This window comes from Bacillus sp. FSL W8-0640 (assembly GCF_038007725.1).
Lineage (GTDB): Bacteria > Bacillota > Bacilli > Bacillales > Bacillaceae_G > Bacillus_A > Bacillus_A cereus.
This window is the reverse complement of the sequence record NZ_JBBOXT010000001.1, coordinates 214,946-234,563: the sequence shown is the minus strand read 5'-3', so window position 1 is coordinate 234,563 and position 19,618 is coordinate 214,946. Positions and strand designations below refer to the sequence as shown.

Below are 19,618 nucleotides of genomic sequence, written 5' to 3'. Positions count from 1 at the left end.
ATAGAAATAAAAAAAGAGAATGCCCGCAAAGGGCATTCTCTTTTTTTTATTAAGCTTGTGGACGGCTATGATGTTTTCTTTCGCCGCGTCCATTTGAAGAACCAGGGCGACCTTGGCCTTCACCTCTACGACCACGACTACCACCATCACGATTGCGATCACGGTTTCCGTCACGATTACGTCCATCACGGTTACGGTCACGATTACGTCCATCGCCACCGCCGCGTGCATCACGACTACGATTACGGTTACCATCACGGTATCCGCCTCCGTTACCGCCGCGTTTTTTAGAACCGCCGCCTCTTGAAACAACAGGTGGTTCTGATGTTAAAGCGATCGGAGTTGTATCCGGCTCTTTAGTCATCATTTTTAAAGCAGCAGCTACTACTGTTACAGAGTCATTTTCTTCTAACATTTCTTCTGCAATACGCTTGTAGTATGCTAAGTTTTCATTTTCAATTGTGCTTTGAAGCTTTTCAGCGATTAAACGTTGTTGACCTTCTAATGCCTCGTCAAGTGTCGGTGCATCCATACGGTCCATTTTACGTTTTGTCGTACGCTCGATATTTTTTAATTGTCCCGATTCACGTGGTGTTACAAATAGCATTGCAATACCTTTTTTACCTGCACGACCAGTACGACCGATACGGTGAACGTATGATTCTGGATCTTGTGGAATATCGAAGTTATATACGTGCGTTACGCCTGAAATATCAAGACCACGTGCAGCAACGTCTGTTGCAACAAGAACTTCAATAGAACCTTCTTTAAATTTACGTAATACAGACATACGTTTCGCCTGAGTTAAATCACCGTGAATACCTTCTGCAGCATAACCACGTAAGTTTAATGCTTCTGATAATTCATCAACACGACGCTTTGTACGACCGAATACGATTGCAAGCTCTGGAGATTGAATATCTAATAAGCGTGTTAACACGTCAAACTTTTTCTTTTCTTGCACTTCTAAATAGAACTGCTGAATGTTTGGCATTGTTACTTCTTTTGCTTTTACTTTAATGTGTTGAGGCTCAGTCATGAAACGCTCAGCAATACGGCGGATTGGATCCGGCATTGTCGCTGAGAATAGTAATGTTTGATGTGTTTCTGGCACATCTGTTAAAATTGCTTCAATGTCTTCAATGAAGCCCATGTTTAACATTTCATCCGCTTCGTCAAGAACAACTGTCTCTACGTTTTGCAGACGAAGTGTTTTACGGTTAATATGATCTAAAATACGACCCGGCGTACCAACAATAATGTGTGGGTGTTTTTTTAGAGCACGAATTTGGCGGTTAATATCTTGACCACCATAAATTGGTAAAATGCGAACACGTTTATGCTTACCAATTTTGTATAATTCTTCTCCAACTTGAATTGCTAATTCACGCGTTGGCGCGATAACAATACCTTGAACCGATTCTTTATGTGTATCCACTTTATCTAATAGTGGTAATCCGAATGCTGCTGTTTTCCCTGTACCTGTTTGCGCTTGCCCAATAATATCTTTACCTTGCAATGCATGTGGAATTGTTTCAGCTTGAATTGGTGTAGCCTCTTCAAAGCCCATACTTTCAACAGATTGCAGTAAAGAATCACTTAATCCTAATTCTCGAAATGTTGTCAATGTTACTTCTCCTTTTCTATCCTATACTTATCATTTAAAAAAAGGCGTTTTCCGAATTTGCGGAAAAGCCCTTTTCCTGAATGCTCACGTATATAAACGGGCGTATATTCTTCACGAAAATACTTCTAAACGTTATTACACTTTATCAATTATAAGTTTTGTATGTGTAAAAAGCAAACCCAACTGTTACCTTATTTTCATATTCAGAGTTTTTTTCTTCACTTTTATTTTTTTATATTTACTGTAAGCGCTTATTATAAGTTTCTTCTATTTTCGTAACTATCATCCCTATTTATATACACCAATTATTTCAACATCGTAATTACTTCTTCTAATTTCATACCGCGAGATGCTTTTATTAATACAACATCTTTCACATCGACTACTGCTTGTAAATCTTTTACTAACTCTTCTTTATTATCATACGCCTTTACACGTTCATTAGGGAAATTAATTTTCGCTCCTTCAGCAATTTGAGCCCCTAATCTACCGTATGTGAATACATGCGAGATTTTTGCTGGATCGATTAATTTTCCTACCTCATAATGGAACTGTACTTCTTGATCTCCAAGTTCTAACATATCACCGAGCACAACGATTTTTTTAGCAAAACCATCTAAACCATTCATTAAATGGAATGCTGCTTCCATAGCCGTCGGACTTGCATTATAAGCATCGTTGATAATTGTTAAACCACTATTTGTTTTCACAATTTCCATACGCATGCCCGTCATTTGAAGTGTTACTAAACCTTCTTTCATCTCTTCCCACGTTACACCAAAATGTTTCGCAATTGCCATTGAAGCAAGTGTATTATACACATTATGTTTTCCTAACACAGGTAAGTAGAATGAAATATTTTCATCTCTATTCATTTTGAAATGTGTCCCAGTTGCTTGTAATGTTACAGTCGTTGGATAATAATCGTTTGCTCTTGCATCACCAAACGTAACCGTTTCTGCTGCTAAATTCATTTCAGGAACACGATTCGTTAATAAAGGCTCATCTCCGTTATATACGAACACGCCACCTTCTTGTAACCCTGTAACAATTTCTAATTTCGCTTCAGCAATTGCCTCACGAGACCCTAAATCCATTAAATGTGCCTCACCAATATTCGTAATGATAGCTGCATTAGGACGAGCTAACTTAGATAAGAATTCAATTTCGCCTCGGCTTGACATACCCATCTCTAATACTGCTACTTCTGTATTTTCTTCTAAGTTTAAAATGGTAAGAGGTAATCCAATATGGTTATTGAAGTTCCCTTCTGTTTTTTGCACTTTGAATTTAGTCGCAAGAAGACTTGTTACAATATCTTTCGTAGATGTTTTACCATTACTACCCGTTACACCTACAACTTTAACATCCAATTGATCGCGATAGTTTTTCGCTAACATTTGCAATGCGGATAGCGTGTCTTCCACAAAAATAACCTTAAGATTCTCAGGTGGATTCGCTACATCTTTCATCCATAATGTAGCCACAGCTCCATTTTCAACAGCTTTATCTACAAAAGCATGTCCATCGAAGCGCTCCCCTTGAATCGGAACATACAAGTTTCCTTTTTCAATTTTTCTTGTATCAATAGACACGCCTTGAATAGTAATTCCCTCATATTGCTCTGCTAATCCAGTACCATTTACCATCTGTTCCACTTGCTTTAACATTCGCTTTATCATATAGAAACGCTCCTTACATAGAGGAAGCACTATTCCTACGAATAGTGCTTCCTCCTTTTTTGTTAGATTGTATATTTAATTTTTTGTTTTTCTTCGTGACGTTCAATCGCTAAACGAATTAGCTCTTCAATTAATTCTGGATACGGTAACCCAGTATGTTGCCATAATAGAGGGAACATACTGAACGGTGTAAATCCTGGCATTGTGTTTACTTCGTTAATATACACTTCTCCATCTTTCGTTAAGAAGAAATCAGCTCGCGTTAAACCTGCACCGTCTAATGATTGGAATGCAATAATCGCATCACGCTTAATTACATTAGATTCTTCTTCTGTCATTTCAGCTGGAATAATTAGCGCCGTATCACCATCGATATATTTCGACTTATAATCATAGAAGTCCTTTTTCGGAACGATTTCACCTACAACTGAACATTTCGGCTCATCATTACCTAGTACCCCAACTTCTACTTCACGACCTACAATATTTTCTTCTACAATAATTTTGCGATCAAATTGGAATGCCTCTACAAATGCATCCTCAAGTTCTTCACGATTTTTACACTTATTAATACCAACACTTGAACCAAGGTTCGCTGGTTTTACGAAGCAAGGATATCCTAACTTATCTTCTACTTTAGAATAAGCTTCCTCACGATTTTTCTCCCATGCACTACGAATGAAGGATGCATATTTTGCTTGTTTTAAACCAGCCTCTGCAAAGATGTTTTTCATAACAACTTTATCCATACCAGCAGATGATGCTAGAACACCATTTCCTACATAAGGGATATTCATTAATTCTAATAGTCCTTGAACCGTTCCATCTTCACCGTTTGGTCCATGTAGTAATGGGAAAATAACGTCAATAGCGTTCTCCTCAGAAGCTGCAGATGGGATAATTTCTGTACTTAATGATAACGGAGAAATCGCATTTTCTGCACCGCTCATTTTTAAAGCTTCAACATCTGTTACTTCGCCTTCAATACGCTCACCGCGTACCCATTGACCTTGTTCTGTAATATAAATTGGATGAATCTCGAATTTATCTTGATTTAACGCTTTAATAGCAGCAAGAGCCGTCTGTAGCGAAACTTGATGCTCAGCTGATTTTCCACCATATAATAAACCTAATTTAATTTTCGTCAATGAAATCACCCTAACCAATTGTTTTCATTTTTCTATTTTAGCACTTTTTATAAAAATAGGTAGTTCCTATTTGAAATAAAATGTAACTTCCATAAATAATTAAATAACATCACTTATTGGTTTTTCATTTCATTTTCTATATAGCTACACAAAATAAAATGGCAATCTAATCTAGTTATGTACCTAAAATATGTAGAAATCCCCTTTTTTGTGTATGTCACCTATTCACTAAGAAGATTGTTTGGTTAGTGTGTCTTTTTGCCTTTGCTCAACAAGGCGATCTAAAGAAACATATACAATACCTGCAACTACACATCCTACAGCTAAAATTGTAAATAGAAAGTGACCAAGTAACCGATCTAATAAAAAACCTCCCAAAAGTGGGCCAAATGCGCTTCCTGTAATCCACTGCAAACTTGCAGCTCCCATATAAGTCCCTCTCAAATGCTCAGGGGCCAAATTTGCTACAAATGTCATCTGTACAGGCGACATAATCATTTCACCTAACGTATATATAGCATAAACGAACAGTAGTGTTATTAAAATAATTGTAGCATTTGTATTAAATTCTCCAAACCACTTCGGTAACCACCCTATAAAAAATAATCCAATCCCGAATAAACATGCACCATATAACATCGTCTTCCCAACTGGTTTATCCGTAGCCCATTTTGAAATTTGAAACTGGAATAAAACAACTAATAGTCCGTTTAACGCCATTAAATATGGATATGGATTATTCGTTCCAAAAATACGCTTCATTTCATTATCAAAATGTAGTGGCAGCATGCCTTCCGTTTGAGAAAACCCCATCGAAATGATAATACCTGCTAATAAGTAAATCATTAATGCCTTATCTCGCATTAAAATTTTCCAAACTGCCCCAGATTCCTTTTCTTTATGTTCTTCCTTATCTATCCTCTTTGGTATAGTCTCTTGAATAAGAAGTAATACAAGTAACGCATAAAATAGCATTGTAGAAGAGGCAATAATAAACACAAGGTTCTTTGACAACACAACTACTGATGCTCCCATTATCGGACCAATCGCAGCACCTATATTGTGTCCCATTCGTAATAAACCATATGCCTCTGTTCTTTTTTCTGGTGCCGTTACATCCGCGACCATAGCTGATGCAGCTGGATGAAATAAAGAATTACTCAACCCTAAAAAAATAGATAAAATTGCATACGGAATAAATCCTTCTATAAATAGAAAACCGAGCATTAATAATGCATTACTTGCCATAGAAAATATCATAATAGGCTTTCTTCCATATATGTCAGCAATTCTCCCTCCTATAAGTGATCCAAAGCTTGCAGCAATTGGAGAAAGCGCCATAATAACCCCAACTTCCAACAACGAATCTACCTTATCTTTTAAATATAATGCAAAAAAAGGCATTAACATCATCATTGCAATTCCATTTAACGTCTCTCCAATAAATCGAATCCATACGTTACGGTCCATCTCCCTTAACTCACGCCACGTATTTTTCATCATTCCACCCCTTTAGTTAGCCAACAATTATCTTATAACAAGTTCAGAAAAATGTAAATTTTCAAATAAAAAAATCCATTCTAACAGAATTAGAATGGATTTTTTCGCTTATAAATTTGCAACATCTTCTTCTTTTTTACTATTATTTAAAGCACTATGTTTTCGGCTATATAAGAAGTAAACCGCTATACCAATAACCATCCATATCCCAAAACTAATCCACGCTGTCCCTGATAATTGAAGCATTAAGTATAAACAGAAAATCACTGTTAATGCTGGTAAAAATGGTACAAGCGGAGCCTTAAATGCCCTTGGTAAGTCTGGATGAGTTCTTCTCATTACGATTACCGCAACAGCTACAAGTGCAAATGCTGACAATGTCCCCATATTTACAAGATGTGCTAAAACATTTAAATCTATTAATCCTGAAATCAGTGCCGCAATAATCCCCGTTGTCCATGTATTTAAAAATGGCGTTTTAAATTTCGGATGAACTTTAGCAAGACGCTTCGGCAGTAAACCATCTCGGCTCATCGCATAAGAAACACGAACTTGCCCATACATCATAACTAGCATTACTGTTGTAATTCCTGTAATTGCTCCTACTGAAATTACCCCCGCTAAACCATCTTGTCCAATAAATTGAAGTGCAAAAGCAACTGGATCTGATATATTTAGCTGGCCGTATGGAACAATCCCTGTCAAAATAAGCGAAACAACGATATAAAGAACTGTACAAATTAATAACGATGCAATAATACCAATTGGTAAATCACGTTGCGGACGTTTCACTTCTTCTGCCGCTGTTGAAACTGCATCAAATCCTATAAATGCGAAGAATACTGTAGCCGCTCCAGCCATTACACCATCTAAACCAAATGGCATAAAGGGCGTCCAGTTTTCAGGTTTCACATAATTAAAACCAGCAAAGATAAAAATAAGAACAACTGCTATTTTAATAAATACCATAATGTTATTTACTCGTGCACTTTCACGAACACCCCTAGATAAAAGAACTGTCATCACTAAAATAATTAGAACTGCAGGTAGATCAATTATTCCACCCTTTCCTGTACCAGGAGCCGAGGAGAGAATAGTCGGAATGTGAATTCCAAACCCCTTTAATAAAGATTGAAAATATGCAGACCAACCGTTTGCTACAGCAGATGTAGCAAGTAAATATTCAAGCATTAAGTCCCAGCCAATTAAAAATGCGAACACTTCCCCCATCGTCGCGTATGTATACGTATACACACTGCCCGAGACAGGAACTGAAGAAGCAAATTCAGCATAACAAAATGCAGCAAAGGCACAAGCTAACGCGGCAATCGCAAATGATAATATAATAGCTGGCCCAGAATGTTTCGCTGCCACAACACCCGTTAGAACAAAAATACCAGTTCCAACAATTGCTCCGATTCCAAGCATAGTTAAATCTAGCGCACCCAATGTTCTTGCTAACGTTTTTTGCTTACTTTCATGCATTAACTTTGCAATTGGCTTCTTTTGAAAAATTTGCTTCATCTTTCACTCCTCCAAGTTTTAAATTTTCTGAAAATTTTTAATTCGCTTTTTTATTTTACTCATTACGCTTTTCCTAGTCAATACTTTTGTCGAAACAAGTAGAAATTCTTCTGAATATGCACGATCCTTATTATTCTTTCTATATATCTTTCCATTATTTTTTTGGTATTATTATACATGTCGATTCCGTAAAAAAGGCATGCCCCCTTATTGAGAGCATGCCTTTTTTACTTATTTCACAGTATATGAACCTTGTTCAATCCAGCTATACATATACTTTTCATCTTCTGTTTTATGTGCTTGTTTTACAATACGAAGCGGACGGAATGTGTCTATCATAACAGCTAATTCAAGCGTCTCTTTCTTCCCTATACTTGCCTCTGTTTTCCCCGGATGCGGTCCATGGGGAATCCCGCTCGGATGAAGTGTAATAGAACCTTCTTCCACACCTTTGCGACTCATAAAGTTTCCTTCTACATAGTAAAGAACTTCATCACTATTAACATTACTATGATAATATGGTGCTGGAATTGACTCTGGATGATAATCGTATAAACGTGGTACGAAAGAGCAAATAACAAAATTATGTCCTTCAAATGTTTGATGTACTGGCGGTGGCTGATGAATGCGCCCTGTAATTGGTTCAAAATCCTCTACATTAAATATCCACGGATATAAATAGCCATCCCATCCAACAACATCTAACGGGTGGTGTCCTAAAACATGTTTATGCATATAGCCTCTTGATTTTGTCATTACGACAAACTCGCCTTTTTCATCATATGTCTCTAATTTTTCTGGACCACGAATATCTCTTTCACAAAACGGACTATGCTCTAACAATTGTCCGTATTCATTTCGATAACGACGCGGCGTTGTAATTTGGCTATTTGCCTCTACAACAAGAAACTTAGTCTCTCCTTCATCTGGAATAACACGATAAATCGTTCCAATTGGAATCGTTACATAGTCGCCTTTTCTATAGTGAATCGTTCCAAACATCGTTTCAATTTTCCCTGTTCCATAATGAACAAATAACATTTCATCGCCATCACCATTACGATAGAAATAATCCATTTTTTCTGTTGGACTCACTACTCCAATTAACAAATCTTCATTTCCAAGTATGAAATTCCGTCCACTTATTGCATCACCACTTTTTTTACTTTCTTTCGTTCGAAAGTGGCGATGAGAAAGAGCAACATCCTCTTCATACTGCAACTGACAAGAATGCGATAATGCAGAATGACCTACTTCTGTTGGCATATAATGATGATACAAAATAGACTGCGTACCAGAAAAACCTTTTGTTCCCATTACCTGTTCACGATAAAGCGACCCATCTTTTTTACGAAATTGTACATGTCGTTTATGAGGTAGTTCTCCCATGTGACGATAAAACATGCCCATCACCCGCTTCCTTTTCTTTTTTGATCGTATTACGTAGTGTACCTAAACCAGTAATCGACAGTTCTACAACATCTCCATCTTGTAGCCACTCTTCTGTACCCAGTTCTAAAATACATCCTGTTCCTACTGTCCCAGAACCAATCACATCTCCTGGATATAACGTAACGTCCTCTGAAGCACGTTCAATCATTTCAGCAAATGTATAGTAAATATCTTGGAAGTTTCCTTTTGATAATAGTTTTCCATTTACATGAGCAGTCATTTCTAAATTATATCGATCACCATTACGATAAACGTCTAATTCCTCTTTCGTAACGAGATGTGCTCCTAATGAAGTTGCAAAGTCTTTTCCTTTCGCTGGACCGAGACCTACTTTCATTTCTGTTGCTTGTAAGTCTCTCGCACTCCAGTCGTTCATAATACAATAACCAAAAATATATTCCTCTGCTTGCTCTCGAGAAATATTTCGCCCTTCTCTTCCTATTACGCAAGCAATCTCCAACTCATAATCAAGCTTTTTAGACTTTTTCGGACCAATTACAAAATCACCGGAACCAATTACAACACGATGATTAGTAAAATAAAAAACCGGAATATCATACCATTCAGGCACAACATCTAATCCTCTTCGTCCACGAGCTGTTTTTACATGTTGTTCAAATGCGTAAAAATCTCGAATACTACTCGGATTAGGAAGAGCAGCTGTCAATTGTACTTCTTCTAAAGCATATATACCCTTATTTGGATTCTTAATATTCCGCACTACTTCTACATACTCATCCGCTTTCTCTAAAAAATCCATCATAGAAGAAGGGATTTTCCCTTCACTAGCAAGATTCATATCTATTACTTTGTCACCTTCAAGCCATCCAGCCCGTAGTTCTTTTGAAGGAAGACAAAATGTAACAAATTTCATCCTGATTCCTCCTTATAAAAATGAAATTTCCACCAGCAAAGGGACTTTTGCTGGTGGATACAAATCTTATAAGTTTCCGCGACGCTCTTGTTCTCTTTCAATTGATTCGAATAACGCTTTAAAGTTTCCTTCACCAAATCCACGAGAACCTTTACGTTGAATGATTTCAATAAATAAAGTCGGACGATCTACAATTGGTTTCGTAAAGATTTGTAGTAAGTAACCTTCATCATCACGATCTACTAAGATCTTTAATTCTTTTAACTTATCAATTTCTTCATCGATTTTTCCAACTCGTGCAGTTAGCTCATCGTAATAAGTATCAGGTGTATCTAAAAACTCCACCCCATTTGCACGAAGCGCTTCAACTGTTTTAACAATATCACTTGTTAATAAAGCAAGATGTTGTACACCAGCTCCATTATAGAATTCTAGATACTCTTGAATTTGTGACTTTCTCTTTCCGTCTGCTGGTTCGTTAATAGGAAACTTAATACGACTTCCATTCGTCATAACTTTTGACATTAACGCCGAATACTCTGTACTAATATCGTCATCATCAAAATGAATCATTTGTTTAAAGCCCATAACATTCTCGTAATAACTAACCCACTCTTCCATTTTTTCAACATTACCAACTACATGATCAACAGCAATTAAACCAGACTCCTCAAACGGAATGTTAAATTCTACCTTTTGGAATCCTGGCATAAATGCCCCTTTATAATTTTTACGCTCTACAAGCGTATGAATTGTATCACCATACGTACCAATAACTGCTTTTTTCAATGTACCGTCCTCATCTGTTAATTCCTGCGGTGGAGCAATTGCGACGGCACCACGTTTCACTGCTTCTGAGTATGCTTTATCAACATCATCAACAAGTAGTGCCACATCCTTCACGCCATCACCATGAGTCTTTACAAACTCTGCAATACGATTTTCACTACTTAAAGCCCCAGACACAACGAAACGCATATTTTTTTGCACAAGAACATAAGATACCTTTTCACGGTTTCCAGTTTCTAATCCAGAGTAAGCTACAATTTTGAATCCGAACGCTCTCGCAAGATAATAACTCGATTGCTTTGCATTCCCTACGTAAAATTCCAAATGATCTACATCACGTACTGGAAAAAAGTCCTCCATTTGTGCAGCTAGCGTATCCATAGATTTTTGTTTCATAATATCTTCATCCCCCTGTAAATAGATTAAATGGTCCATACTTAAAACCAACCGAAAACGCTTCCAACGTTAATTAATAGAAATTAGTTAGCAAGCTAACAAATTCTGACCTTTAAAATTTTCTATCTTTTCTGTCAAATTCCTCTTTTTTTCTTACATATAAAATTCGACTTTTTTCTCTTTGAAATAAAGCGGGATTTTATTCAGTGGATTTTTGATTATTCGTTGAATCAAGTTTCAACCGCAGCGTTTAATTAGCCATGAATGCTGGATAATGAGGTAACTTTAATACTTGAGGGTATATAAGAAGAATATAAAAAAGACTCCAACATATTAACTACTTACTAATACGTTAGAGTCTTTATTTTTTTTGAATGATTGTATTTATATATCTCATACTAATACATTTGCAAGGAATAGAATAAATGATGTTAATATTACCGCTCCACCTAAGGATCCTAATAAATCTGTTTTTGTTACTTGAAACACTTGTTCACTGTTCATATCCCTCATTCTCCTTCCTTTTTTGTTTAATTTAAAACTTCTATTATACTAATACACTTGATAAAAATACGATTAATGCTGTTAATACTACCGCTCCACTTGCTGATCCTACGAAGTCACCTTTTGTTACTTGTAATACTTGCTCTTTCATATCTTTCATTCTCCTCTCTTTTTCTTTTGTTACAAAGCTTCTATTATACTAATACGCTTGATAGAAATACGATTAACGCTGTTAATACTACTGCTCCACTTGCTGATCCTACGAAGTCACCTTTTGTTACTTGTAATACTTGCTCTTTCATATCTTTCATTCTCCTCTCTTTTTCTTTTATTACAAAACTTCTATTATACTAATACGCTTGATAAAAATACGATTAATGCTGTTAATACTACTGCTCCACTTGCTGATCCTACGAAGTCACCTTTTGTTACTTGTAATACTTGCTCTTTCATATCATTTATCCTCCCTTTTTATAAGTTATCTATATGTAATTTCTAAGAAATGTTTATTTCATAGTTTTTATGCTAACGTTACATTAAATTTGATAACGTAACGTTTGTAACATTAATGTAACATAACTATTATTACGTTGCAATATAATTACGTAAAATTTATTACACTTTTTTTACGTTTTTTTTATAATAACCCTCAAAAACCTTTATTTAATGCATTTTTCACTAAGTTCACGTTTGTAACATTCGTGTAACATTACAGTCATAAAGTGAAATGTAGTCATATTCCTCTCTATTTTTGTTACAAATTGTTTATTTAGTGCCACTAAACCTATCTAATCTTTACTTACTTTTAATATGAGATAAAATACCGTCTTTCCAAGATAAGTTTATATGTTTCCTCTATATAACTATGTATAATAAAAACAAAGAGGTGGTCATTTTGAAATTAATCGCATTAGATATGGATGGTACACTACTATCATCTAATCTTGAAATCTCCAAAGAAAACCTACAAGCAATCCAAACTGCACAAGAAGCCGGTCATATTGTAATGATCTGTTCTGGTCGTGCGAAAGAGGATGCTTTAAAGCTATTGGAAGAATATAAATTATTTCTTCCAGTCGGAGCAAGCAATGGGGCTATTGTTTATGTGGATGGAAAAGTAATTAACTCGCGTTGTATACAAAACGACAAAGTGTACAAACTTGCAAAATTACTAGAATCTGAAGGTTTCCCATATAAGCTATATACAAATAAAGGAGTTTATTCTCCATATACATGGCAAGATCAAGTGATGCAAGCATTCGAAGAAAATAAGCATGCGCTTGATGTTACATTAGAGGAACTTGAACGAATTACAGAAAAGCAAAAGAAATCGAACCTAATTACTGATTTCAAAAAAATAGAAGATGTTGTAAATAACCAAGAACTAGAAATATCTAAATTCTTCATTTTAACGTTTAATGCAGCGCATCGCGCACAGCTATTAAGTATATTACAAGAGGATGCTGATATTATGGTTACAGCATCGGCTCCTACTAACTTAGAAATTATGGATAAGAATGGACATAAAGGAAACGGGATACAGCAGATGGCAGCTCATTTTAATATCCCTATTGAAGATACAATTGCTATTGGTGATAATTTTAATGATGTACCGATGTTAGAAGTAGCGGGCTTATCTGTTGCAATGGGCAACGCTGAAGAAGATGTAAAAAAGCTATGTGATGTTGTAACACTAACAAACAATGAACATGGTGTTGCTCACGCAATCGAGCAATTTGTATTGAAACAAACTTCATCTAGTAAATAAAAAAAGGACTCTTTCAATTTGAAAGAGTCCTTTTTTATACGTGATGACAAGCAACAAAATGCTCTACACCAACATTACGGAATTCTGGTACTGTTTTTTTACAAACATCCGTTGCAAATGGGCAACGTGTATGAAAACGACAGCCCGAAGGTGGATTTGCTGGACTTGGAATATCCCCTTCTAGTATAATTCGTTCTCGCTTCACTGTTGGATCTGGTATTGGAACAGCTGATAACAATGCTTTCGTATAAGGATGTAGCGGATTGGTAAATAACTCATCACGCGGTGCTGTCTCCACAATCGTACCTAAATACATAATTCCGATTTTCGTACATAAATGTTCTACTACACTTAAATCATGCGAAATGAATAAATAAGATAATCCCTTTTTCTCCTGTAACTCACTAAATAAATTAATAATTTGTGCTTGGATAGATACATCTAGTGCCGCTACAGGTTCATCAGCTACAATGAATTCTGGATTTAATACCATAGCTCTTGCGATTACGATACGCTGACGTTGTCCACCAGAAAACTCATGGGGATACCGGTCAATATGATAAGGAGCTAATCCACATAACTCCAATACTTCAATTACCTTTTCACGCACATTTTCTTTCGTTGCTAATCCGTGGGCCAACATTGGCTCTCCAAGCGCTTCTCCAATTCTCATTCTCGGATTTAATGAGCTAAATGGATCTTGGAAAACGAGCTGCATATTAGGGCGATGTTTTCTTAATTCATCCTTGGATAAAGAATGAACATCTTTTCCTTTAAACTTCACTTCTCCCTCCGTTTTTTGAACGAGGCGTAAAATTGTTTTTCCTATTGTTGTTTTCCCGCTCCCTGATTCACCAACGAGACCAAACACTTCACCTTTATTAATAGTAAAACTTACTCCATCAACTGCTTTTACATGCCCAATTGTTCTACTAAATACGCCACCCTTAATTGGAAAATATGCCTTTAGGTTTTTCACCTCTAATAATGGTTCACTCATTGTTCCGCACGCTCCTCATATAACCAGCAAGCTACTTTATGATTTTCATCATTTACATTTAGATTTGGGGCTTCTTTTTCACATATTTCCATACAATGCTCACAACGCCCACTAAAGTAACAAAATTCACCTAAACCAACTAAATTCGGAACTTGCCCTGGAATAGAATATAGTTTATCTATTCGTTTTCCCATTACTGGTTTTGATTTCAATAATCCTTTCGTATAAGGATGTTTTGGATTTTGGAATATCTCTAGTACTGGGGCTTCTTCAATAACTTTCCCGCCATACATAACGACAACATAATCAGCCATTTCCGCTACGACACCTAAGTCATGTGTAATTAATAAAATCGACGTTTTAAATTCTTCTTTCACTTGTCTTAGTAGATCCAATATTTGAGCCTGAATGGTAACATCAAGAGCTGTTGTTGGTTCATCTGCAATTAATAACTTAGGATTACAACTAAGCGCAACAGCAATCATAATACGTTGTAACATCCCACCGCTCAGTTCATGCGGATAAGAGTGGACGATTTCATCAGCGCGGGCTATGCCAACTTTACGAATTAACTCAATTGCCTTCTTATATGCTTCATTTTTACTAAGTAATTCATGCTCTCTTAACGTTTCTACAATTTGCTCCCCTACAGTGAAGACGGGGTTTAGCGATGTCATCGGTTCTTGGAAAATCATTGCAATATCATTGCCTCGTAAACTACGAAGTTCTTTCTCTTTCATTCCTAAAAGACTTTTTCCTTCATATAAAATGTCTCCACCCACTACACTACCAGATTCAGCAATAAGCCCCATAATAGATAAAGCTGTTACACTCTTTCCGCAACCTGATTCTCCTACTACACAAACTGTTTCCCCTTCTCGAACCGCAAAGCTAACATGGTTCACAGCCTTCACTGTCCCCTCGTCAGTTTGAAAATGTGTTTGTAAGTCTTTCAGCTCTACTACCGCTTTACTCATATCTTCTCACCTACCGTCTCATCTTTGGATCTAACGCATCACGAAGTGCATCACCAAGTAAATTAATTGATACAACTGTTATAAAGATTGCAAAACCGGGCGGAATCCATAACCATGGACGCTTTTGGAAATCGATTAATGAGTTAGCTGCGCTAATCATGTTCCCCCATGATGGTGTAGGTGGAACGACTCCAAGACCTAAGTAACTTAGTGCGGATTCTCCCAAAATAGAACCTGCAACACCTAATGTGGATACAACAATTAAAATGGGTAAAACATTAGGTATTAAGTGATATATAATTTTCCGGTAATCTTTTATTCCTAACACATCCGCAGCTTGCATAAATGCTTGCTCCCTAAGTGATAAAATTTGCCCTCTTACAAGGCGTGCAAGCCCTGGCCAACCTACTAGACTTAAAATAATCATAATGACATACAAACGATAATCAGACGGTACTTTCCACTCTGATAAAATCGCACCCATTATAATAAGTAGCGGTAATCCTGGCATTGACATTAAAATATCTGCAAGCCGCATAATAATATTGTCCACAATACCACGATAAAAACCTGCAATCGCTCCTAATAAAGCTCCAAGTATAACCGATAAAACCATTGAAGCTAAACCAATGGTTAATGAAATACGTCCCGCTTGCATAAGCCTTGTTAAAATATCTCTTCCTAATTGATCTGTACCAAGCCAATGAGAAACACTAGGTGGTTTGTTAATGAGCGCAACTTGTATTTTCCCTGATGCATATGGAGAAAAGAACGGACCGATAAAACAAAATAAAAACATAAAAATTAATGCATAAAACCCTACAAGTGCCATCTTATTTTTCTTTATCTTTTTAAAAGCTTGTCGCCATGGTGATGATTCGCTTCTGCTCTTTTTTTCTTTTTTTTCTGTAATTACTGTAACAGTCTCCATTTCTTTCCCCCCTTACTTCAACCGAATTCTTGGATCAACAACTGCATATACGATATCTGCTAAAAAGTTTGAAACGATTGTTAAACAAGAAAGAAACATCGTAAATGCCATCAATACTGTATAGTCACGGAAATTTAATGCTTCTAATTGAATATTACCAATCCCTGGCCAGTTAAAAATTTGTTCAATAATAATTGCCCCAGAAAACAATCCCGGTAATTCAAATGCTAATAACGTAATTGCTGGTAATATTGCATTTTTTAATGCATGCTTATAAATAACCGTCTTCTCCTTCAAACCTTTCGCTCTTGCTGTTCGTATGTAATCTTGTCTTACAACCTCTAACATACTTGTTCTAAAATACCGAGTTAGCGAGCCGACCCCAAGAAGTGTCAAAATAAATACTGGTAAAATCATATGTTTTGCAACTTCTATCACGTAAGCAAATCCTGTTGAATTACTGCCAACATCAATCATTCCACCTATCGGTAATAACTTAAAGTCAACCGCAAACACCTTAATTAAAAACAAGCCGATAAAGAATGAAGGAAATGACATTGCTGCAAAAACACCGATTGTTACAAGTTTATCGAATAAAGAATGTTGCTTCGTCGCCGAGAATACACCGATAATAAGTGCAATTAGCCAAATAAAAAACAATGCAATAATTGCTACACTAAAAGAATTCCAAATAAATTTATTTAATAATGACGTTACAGGCTCTTGATATTGAAGCGAGAAGCCAAAGTCCCCTTGCAATGCATTACCTAACCAATGAAAATAACGCTCAACAATCGGTTTGTTCAACCCATATAATTCCCTCAGTTCAGCTGCTCTTTCCGGTGTAATTTTCGGGTTTGAATCAATATAATCCCCAGGAAGAAGTGCGAACAGGACGAAGATAATAATTGATGTACCAAGCAGTGTAGGAATCATTTGTAACAACCTACGAACAATATATGTTTTCACCCTTTTTCTCTCCAATCTTATGCTTAAAATAGAAGAACATTTTTTCAAAGCGGCACATTACTAACCGAATGAAAAAATGTCTTCTACTTATACATTCTTATCGTTATTTTTCAAATGATAATACTGGTAAGTTTGCACTAATACTGTTGTACTTTTCAGGATCAATTCCTTTTATATTCCCGTTATAACCAGTAATTGTTCTACGGTAGTTTAATAGAATTACTGGTGGATCATCACTTAATTCTTTATACAATTCTTTATAAATAGGTTTACGCTTTTCGATATCTACAGTTTCAATACCTTTTTGAATTAGCTCATCTACTTTTGCATTCTTATAACCAAGACTAGTTTCATTTGCAGTAGACAAATATTCACCAGCTGTTTCACTCGGGTCACTTGTAATCGGTGTCGAAACAGAAGCTAAATCATAATCTCCTTTGTTTACCTTAGAAAGCATCGTATTAAAGTCCATAAATTCAGGATTAAACTCTACACCTATTTCTTTATAATTCTCTTTCGCAATCGGAATTAATAAATCACTATCTTTAGCCGAACTTGGACCGAAATAAGAAAGTTTTAATTTTTGACCATCTTTTTCACGAATTCCATCCGAACCAACTTTCCACCCTGCTTCATCTAATAATTTTTTCGCTTTTTCTTTATCGTATTCGTATTTATTAACTCCTTCTTCCGTATAAGCCCAAGAAGTTGGATGAATTGGTACATTGGCTACTGTACCGTATCCTTTTAACGCTGTATCAACATATTTTTTGCGGTCTAATCCGTAAATAAGTGCTTGGCGAACCTTTTTATCCTTTAAGTAAGGCTTATTATTATTCATATAAATATAACTAAATGACGGCGCTGTTTCGATTTGGATATTTGCGAATTCTAAAGCCTTAGCCTGTTCAAGAACCTCATCACCGGTACCTAAGCCAGTATGGTCAACTTCTCCTGTTTGGAATAACTGAAGCTTCGTATCACCAGAAGTAATTTTATAAATAAAGTTTTGAATTTTTGGTTTACCCGCATAATAATTTTCGTTAGCAACAAAACGAACTTCTTGACCTGGAATATACTTTTCAAATTTATATGGACCCGCAGCTAATGGCTTTCCATATAAATCTTTTAAGTAATCTAAGCTTGTATTTTGCTTATAATCTTTTCCATAATAAGCTTTTGATAGTACTGTACCTCCTAAAACAAATATAGCTTGTGAATTCACTTTTTCAGTTGTAATTTTAATTGTTTGTGGATCAACAACTTGAATACCTTCAATTGAAGTTGCTTTTCCTTCTTTATATTCTTTACCACCTTTAACGGCATATTGAGAGATATCTACTTCACCTTCATATGCCTTATCATGTAAAAGCGTCAATGTGAAAGCTACATCATCCGCCGTTAATGGCGATCCATCACTAAATTTCAAATTTTTACGTAAATGGAATGTATATGTTAACTGATCAGAAGAAACGTCCCACTTCTCAGCTAATTCTGGAATTGGTTTCCCTTGTTTATCGGTTGATACGAGAGATGCAAAAATAACTGAAGTTACGTTTCCATCCCAACCATTTTGTTGAAAGTATGGTAAAAATACGCCGCCTGGCTTACTAATACCAACTACTAACGTATCTTTTCTATTCTTCGCTTTGTCTGGCACTTTCGTTTTATCTGTCGCAGCAATCTTTTCAATTTTCACATTTTTTAAATCCTGCTGCTTAACCGGCTCTGTAGAAGCCGTATCCTCCTGTCCCCCACAAGCAGATAACACAAGCGAACTACTCAGTAATACTGAAAATACACCAGCCCATTTTTTTGTCTTTTTCTTCATTGTCCCCACCCTAACTGTTTAATAGTTATACCCTTTGAACTTATTAGCTTATGTATGCCTCCCACAGCACATTTATAGCCAATCGGAAAAGTCGGTTTTAATCAGAAAAAAATAGATGTTTTTGAGGGGTAACAATCTTATTCCGACCTTTCCGGTAGACTTTATGGTTATTAGCTTATATCGTTCATTATGTTTTGTCAATTCTTTCTAAATAAATATTTTGAGAATTTTTCCAAAATTATCACTCTACATTTATACTTTAAGAAAACTCAGCTATAATTCGTATTAAAACTTAAAAATCTACTTCTATTCCTTCAGCATGAAACATAGAATACTAATAACCAATTACCAAAAAGGGGGCGAAAATATGGACAACCTATTCCAATACGTCCTGCACTACGTATTATTAACAATTATGATAGTCGGAGCGCTATTACTATTCCCGTTCTTCCCAAAGTTCGTCCTCTTTTTAGCTTTTTTTATCATGCTCGGGATTGCTATTATAATTTCAACGAGAGAAGATGCCACGCAAAAAGAGAGCAGAGTTCAGCGCATAAAGCTGTAACTTTGCTCTCTTTTTGTTTTCATTCACTAGTCTCTGTTACACATATTTATCCCGCTATTTGCCGTGCAGTAAGACCCCCAC

At 36.0% G+C, this 19,618-nt stretch carries 19 protein-coding genes; 2 read left to right on the top strand and 17 right to left on the bottom strand.

The window, feature by feature from the left end:
- Positions 1-49: 49 nt before the first annotated feature.
- From N2V80_RS01320 to N2V80_RS01265, 12 genes are all read right to left on the bottom strand, one after another.
- Positions 50-1,627 carry a DEAD/DEAH box helicase gene (locus N2V80_RS01320; protein ID WP_000206584.1) on the bottom strand — a complete coding sequence of 526 codons (1,578 nt, stop codon included), beginning with the start codon at positions 1,625-1,627 and terminating at the stop codon, positions 50-52.
- Positions 1,628-1,932: 305 nt separating this feature from the next.
- The gene (murF, locus tag N2V80_RS01315) at positions 1,933-3,309 is read right to left on the bottom strand and encodes a UDP-N-acetylmuramoyl-tripeptide--D-alanyl-D-alanine ligase (protein WP_061655756.1); all 1,377 of its coding nucleotides are present in this window, start codon (positions 3,307-3,309) and stop codon (positions 1,933-1,935) included.
- A gap of 62 nt (positions 3,310-3,371) precedes the next feature.
- Complete coding sequence (locus N2V80_RS01310; protein ID WP_000161427.1) at positions 3,372-4,457, bottom strand: D-alanine--D-alanine ligase; 1,086 nt, start codon at positions 4,455-4,457, stop codon at positions 3,372-3,374.
- 228 nt (positions 4,458-4,685) lie between these two features.
- Positions 4,686-5,957, bottom strand: a complete 1,272-nt coding sequence (locus N2V80_RS01305; RefSeq protein WP_061655757.1) for an MDR family MFS transporter — start codon at positions 5,955-5,957, stop codon at positions 4,686-4,688.
- Positions 5,958-6,065: 108 nt separating this feature from the next.
- Entirely contained in the window at positions 6,066-7,481 is a 1,416-nt protein-coding gene (locus N2V80_RS01300) for an amino acid permease (RefSeq protein WP_000809349.1), read from the bottom strand.
- Positions 7,482-7,712: 231 nt separating this feature from the next.
- Positions 7,713-8,885 carry a homogentisate 1,2-dioxygenase gene (locus N2V80_RS01295; RefSeq protein WP_061655759.1) on the bottom strand — a complete coding sequence of 391 codons (1,173 nt, stop codon included), beginning with the start codon at positions 8,883-8,885 and terminating at the stop codon, positions 7,713-7,715.
- Positions 8,851-9,807 carry a fumarylacetoacetate hydrolase family protein gene (locus N2V80_RS01290; protein WP_061655758.1) on the bottom strand — a complete coding sequence of 319 codons (957 nt, stop codon included), beginning with the start codon at positions 9,805-9,807 and terminating at the stop codon, positions 8,851-8,853. The genes N2V80_RS01295 and N2V80_RS01290 overlap by 35 nt, the downstream gene beginning before the upstream one ends.
- 66 nt (positions 9,808-9,873) lie before the next feature.
- Positions 9,874-10,992, bottom strand: coding sequence for a 4-hydroxyphenylpyruvate dioxygenase (hppD, locus tag N2V80_RS01285; RefSeq protein WP_000810922.1), 1,119 nt, complete (start codon positions 10,990-10,992; stop codon positions 9,874-9,876).
- A gap of 393 nt (positions 10,993-11,385) precedes the next feature.
- Positions 11,386-11,496, bottom strand: coding sequence for a DUF3948 family protein (locus tag N2V80_RS01280; RefSeq protein ID WP_001083690.1), 111 nt, complete (start codon positions 11,494-11,496; stop codon positions 11,386-11,388).
- 43 nt (positions 11,497-11,539) lie between these two features.
- Positions 11,540-11,656, bottom strand: coding sequence for a DUF3948 family protein (locus N2V80_RS01275; RefSeq protein WP_000654250.1), 117 nt, complete (start codon positions 11,654-11,656; stop codon positions 11,540-11,542).
- A 34-nt stretch (positions 11,657-11,690) separates the two neighbouring features.
- A complete protein-coding gene (locus tag N2V80_RS01270) occupies positions 11,691-11,807 on the bottom strand; it encodes a DUF3948 family protein (RefSeq protein WP_000654250.1) in 117 nt (38 codons plus the stop codon).
- A 34-nt stretch (positions 11,808-11,841) separates the two neighbouring features.
- Positions 11,842-11,949 (bottom strand): DUF3948 family protein, encoded by a 108-nt coding sequence (locus N2V80_RS01265; RefSeq protein ID WP_000664237.1) that lies wholly within the window; start codon positions 11,947-11,949, stop codon positions 11,842-11,844.
- 442 nt (positions 11,950-12,391) lie between these two features.
- On the opposite strand from N2V80_RS01265, the gene N2V80_RS01260 reads away from it, so the two are divergent.
- Complete coding sequence (locus tag N2V80_RS01260; RefSeq protein WP_061654872.1) at positions 12,392-13,264, top strand: Cof-type HAD-IIB family hydrolase; 873 nt, start codon at positions 12,392-12,394, stop codon at positions 13,262-13,264.
- Between the two features lie 34 nt (positions 13,265-13,298).
- Here the strand turns inward: N2V80_RS01260 and N2V80_RS01255 are convergent, their stop codons facing one another.
- The 5 genes from N2V80_RS01255 to N2V80_RS01235 all read right to left on the bottom strand — a co-directional run bounded on the left by N2V80_RS01255 (position 13,299) and on the right by N2V80_RS01235 (position 18,972).
- A complete protein-coding gene (locus tag N2V80_RS01255; RefSeq protein WP_001294485.1) occupies positions 13,299-14,264 on the bottom strand; it encodes an ABC transporter ATP-binding protein in 966 nt (321 codons plus the stop codon).
- Positions 14,261-15,241 carry an ABC transporter ATP-binding protein gene (locus N2V80_RS01250; RefSeq protein WP_000030767.1) on the bottom strand — a complete coding sequence of 327 codons (981 nt, stop codon included), beginning with the start codon at positions 15,239-15,241 and terminating at the stop codon, positions 14,261-14,263. The genes N2V80_RS01255 and N2V80_RS01250 overlap by 4 nt, the downstream gene beginning before the upstream one ends.
- A gap of 10 nt (positions 15,242-15,251) precedes the next feature.
- Positions 15,252-16,172, bottom strand: a complete 921-nt coding sequence (gene opp4C, locus N2V80_RS01245; protein WP_000451080.1) for an oligopeptide ABC transporter permease — start codon at positions 16,170-16,172, stop codon at positions 15,252-15,254.
- Positions 16,173-16,184: 12 nt separating this feature from the next.
- Positions 16,185-17,141, bottom strand: coding sequence for an ABC transporter permease (locus N2V80_RS01240; RefSeq protein ID WP_000860748.1), 957 nt, complete (start codon positions 17,139-17,141; stop codon positions 16,185-16,187).
- Positions 17,142-17,244: 103 nt separating this feature from the next.
- Positions 17,245-18,972, bottom strand: coding sequence for an ABC transporter substrate-binding protein (locus tag N2V80_RS01235; protein WP_000730688.1), 1,728 nt, complete (start codon positions 18,970-18,972; stop codon positions 17,245-17,247).
- Positions 18,973-19,339: 367 nt separating this feature from the next.
- Here N2V80_RS01235 and N2V80_RS01230 point away from each other — a divergent pair, with 367 nt between their 5' ends.
- Complete coding sequence (locus tag N2V80_RS01230; protein ID WP_000369253.1) at positions 19,340-19,537, top strand: hypothetical protein; 198 nt, start codon at positions 19,340-19,342, stop codon at positions 19,535-19,537.
- Positions 19,538-19,618 lie beyond the last annotated feature (81 nt).

What these genes read in the sequence shown, in the direction of transcription:
- N2V80_RS01250 (WP_000030767.1), bottom strand. Translation starts at nt 15,241, where the DNA reads ATGAGTAAAGCGGTAGTAGAGCTGAAAGACTTACAAACACATTTTCAA.
- N2V80_RS01230 (WP_000369253.1), top strand. Translation starts at nt 19,340, where the DNA reads ATGGACAACCTATTCCAATACGTCCTGCACTACGTATTATTAACAATT.
- N2V80_RS01305 (WP_061655757.1), bottom strand. Translation starts at nt 5,957, where the DNA reads ATGAAAAATACGTGGCGTGAGTTAAGGGAGATGGACCGTAACGTATGG.
- N2V80_RS01235 (WP_000730688.1), bottom strand. Translation starts at nt 18,972, where the DNA reads ATGAAGAAAAAGACAAAAAAATGGGCTGGTGTATTTTCAGTATTACTG.
- hppD (WP_000810922.1), bottom strand. Translation starts at nt 10,992, where the DNA reads ATGAAACAAAAATCTATGGATACGCTAGCTGCACAAATGGAGGACTTT.
- N2V80_RS01290 (WP_061655758.1), bottom strand. Translation starts at nt 9,807, where the DNA reads ATGAAATTTGTTACATTTTGTCTTCCTTCAAAAGAACTACGGGCTGGA.
- N2V80_RS01255 (WP_001294485.1), bottom strand. Translation starts at nt 14,264, where the DNA reads ATGAGTGAACCATTATTAGAGGTGAAAAACCTAAAGGCATATTTTCCA.
- N2V80_RS01265 (WP_000664237.1), bottom strand. Translation starts at nt 11,949, where the DNA reads ATGAAAGAGCAAGTATTACAAGTAACAAAAGGTGACTTCGTAGGATCA.
- N2V80_RS01270 (WP_000654250.1), bottom strand. Translation starts at nt 11,807, where the DNA reads ATGAAAGATATGAAAGAGCAAGTATTACAAGTAACAAAAGGTGACTTC.
- N2V80_RS01295 (WP_061655759.1), bottom strand. Translation starts at nt 8,885, where the DNA reads ATGTTTTATCGTCACATGGGAGAACTACCTCATAAACGACATGTACAA.
- N2V80_RS01280 (WP_001083690.1), bottom strand. Translation starts at nt 11,496, where the DNA reads ATGAACAGTGAACAAGTGTTTCAAGTAACAAAAACAGATTTATTAGGA.
- N2V80_RS01300 (WP_000809349.1), bottom strand. Translation starts at nt 7,481, where the DNA reads ATGAAGCAAATTTTTCAAAAGAAGCCAATTGCAAAGTTAATGCATGAA.
- opp4C (WP_000451080.1), bottom strand. Translation starts at nt 16,172, where the DNA reads ATGGAGACTGTTACAGTAATTACAGAAAAAAAAGAAAAAAAGAGCAGA.
- murF (WP_061655756.1), bottom strand. Translation starts at nt 3,309, where the DNA reads ATGATAAAGCGAATGTTAAAGCAAGTGGAACAGATGGTAAATGGTACT.
- N2V80_RS01275 (WP_000654250.1), bottom strand. Translation starts at nt 11,656, where the DNA reads ATGAAAGATATGAAAGAGCAAGTATTACAAGTAACAAAAGGTGACTTC.